General features: G+C 30.1%; 2 protein-coding genes. Both read right to left on the bottom strand.

The window, feature by feature from the left end; genetic code table 11:
* On the bottom strand, positions 1-553 hold a 553-nt coding region (locus ACOYLT_RS11805; protein WP_422854035.1), incomplete at its 3' end, for a phytoene desaturase family protein.
* Between the two features lie 54 nt (positions 554-607).
* The gene (locus ACOYLT_RS11800; protein WP_422854034.1) at positions 608-1,504 is read right to left on the bottom strand and encodes a MerR family transcriptional regulator; all 897 of its coding nucleotides are present in this window, start codon (positions 1,502-1,504) and stop codon (positions 608-610) included.
* Between the last annotated feature and the right edge of the window lie 355 nt (positions 1,505-1,859).

Raw genomic sequence — 1,859 nt, 5'->3', positions numbered from 1 at the left:
CTAATATTTGAATTAGTCTTTGGTTTTTAAATTTTTTACGTACGTCTTTACTAATATTGCTAAAAAACTGACCTACTTTTAATGCGGTTTCGGTAGTGATTAATTCCAAAGCTGAAACTCCAGGACGGTAAACCAAATCTTTAATGGCAATATCATAATTGCTTTTGGCTTCAGCCATAAACTTTTCTAGAATTTTACCACTACCTTCTTCAATTGTTTCAAATGTTTTTATTATTTCCTCTAAATTATCAGCGATTGTAATAAAATCATTAATTCCATAATAAACTCTGTAGGCAGGTGATAATTTTATTAACTCATAATAATTAGAGGGTTTTTTATTAAAGTCACCAAAAAAACGTTCAAAAACATCGGGCATCCAGTACCAACTTGGACCCATGTCAAAAGTGAATCCTTCTTTTTTTAGTTGTCTGGCTCTTCCTCCTATAGAAGCGTTTTTTTCATAAACTGTTACTTTATTTCCTTCTTTTGCAAGATAACATGCCGCTGCTAATGATGAAAAACCCGAACCTATTATTTTAATATCTTTTTTCATGTGTACTACAAAAGTAACTAAAAGGTATACAAAAGAAACAACTTTCTGAAAGATTTATAGGTAATTTACCAACTCATCAATCGATTTAAATGATATTGTTTTGTTATTGAGATGTTTTTGATCTAAGTGCTCTATCATTCTACCCATCAACCATAATTCAGACGATTCATCTACTATTTTGTCTTTTAATTCCTGGATGTAATTATTGATTTCTGTCTTATCAGGTTCAACAGTCATATAACAAACATATGTAATATTATTGAAGTATTTTTTTAAATCCTTTAAGCTATCAATTGGAACACTTTCTCCCAAATAGATTGTCTTGTAACCACTGCTAAGAATTTCATAATTTACATACATTATACCCAATTCGTGAATTTCATTCATAGGAAGATAAAGAACAAAAATTCGGTCTTGTTTTGTAGGTGCTTGAATTTGAATTTTCTCGGTATTGACCAGTAATTTTAATTTTATCAAGTAACTAATAAAATGTTCGTGAGCAGGAGTAATAGTTTCTGCTTGCCAAAGAAGTCCAATTTCTTCCATAAGTGGAATGAAGACTTCAAAAAATACTTCTCTGAATGATTTCTCTGAAAGTAGTGTGTTGTATGTTTTAAAAAATAAGTTTTGATCGAAGTTCATCATCGCTAATTTGAACGAACTTAGGGCGTGATTTTTCGCATTTTTTACATTGACAATTTCTCTGACTAATTCTGGAATTTTTTCCTGAGGCATTTTCGAAATCTTAGAGATTTTGTAACCGTAATCATGTAACAATGTAATATTTAAAAGCTTTTGTAAAGCTAATAAATCATAAAAACGAATGTTTGTGTCGGTCCGCATTGGTTCTAAAACGTTGTATCGTTTCTCCCAAATACGAATGGTATGTGCTTTAATTCCTGACAGATTTTCTAAATCTTTAATACTGAAAGTATTTTTAACACTGTTCATCGTTTGTTTTTTTTTGTTAAACAAAAGTAGTGAAATAATTAAATAAAAAATTAAGTGTTAAATAATAATTAAAAAAGCAAATTTACATCACTTGCTTTTTATGCTGCTCTAGTGAATTGACTTCGTCTTTCTCAACAAAGCTCCGCTTTGAAAAAAGAAATCTAAATAAAAACAATTTCAAGTAATTAGATTTTAGGTTTTGCGACTAGGGATTGACTTCGTCTTTCCCAACAAAGATCCGCTTTGAAAAAAGAAATCTAAATATAAAAATTTCAAGCAAGCTTGATTGTTATATATAGATTTCTTTTTATTCGTGACCACGGTGGGATTTGAACCCACACGCCCTTACGAGCAC

This window comes from Flavobacterium sp. (genome assembly GCF_049318185.1).
In the GTDB taxonomy this organism is placed as follows: Bacteria; Bacteroidota; Bacteroidia; order Flavobacteriales; family Flavobacteriaceae; genus Flavobacterium.
This window is presented reverse-complemented; position numbering and strand designations above follow the sequence as displayed.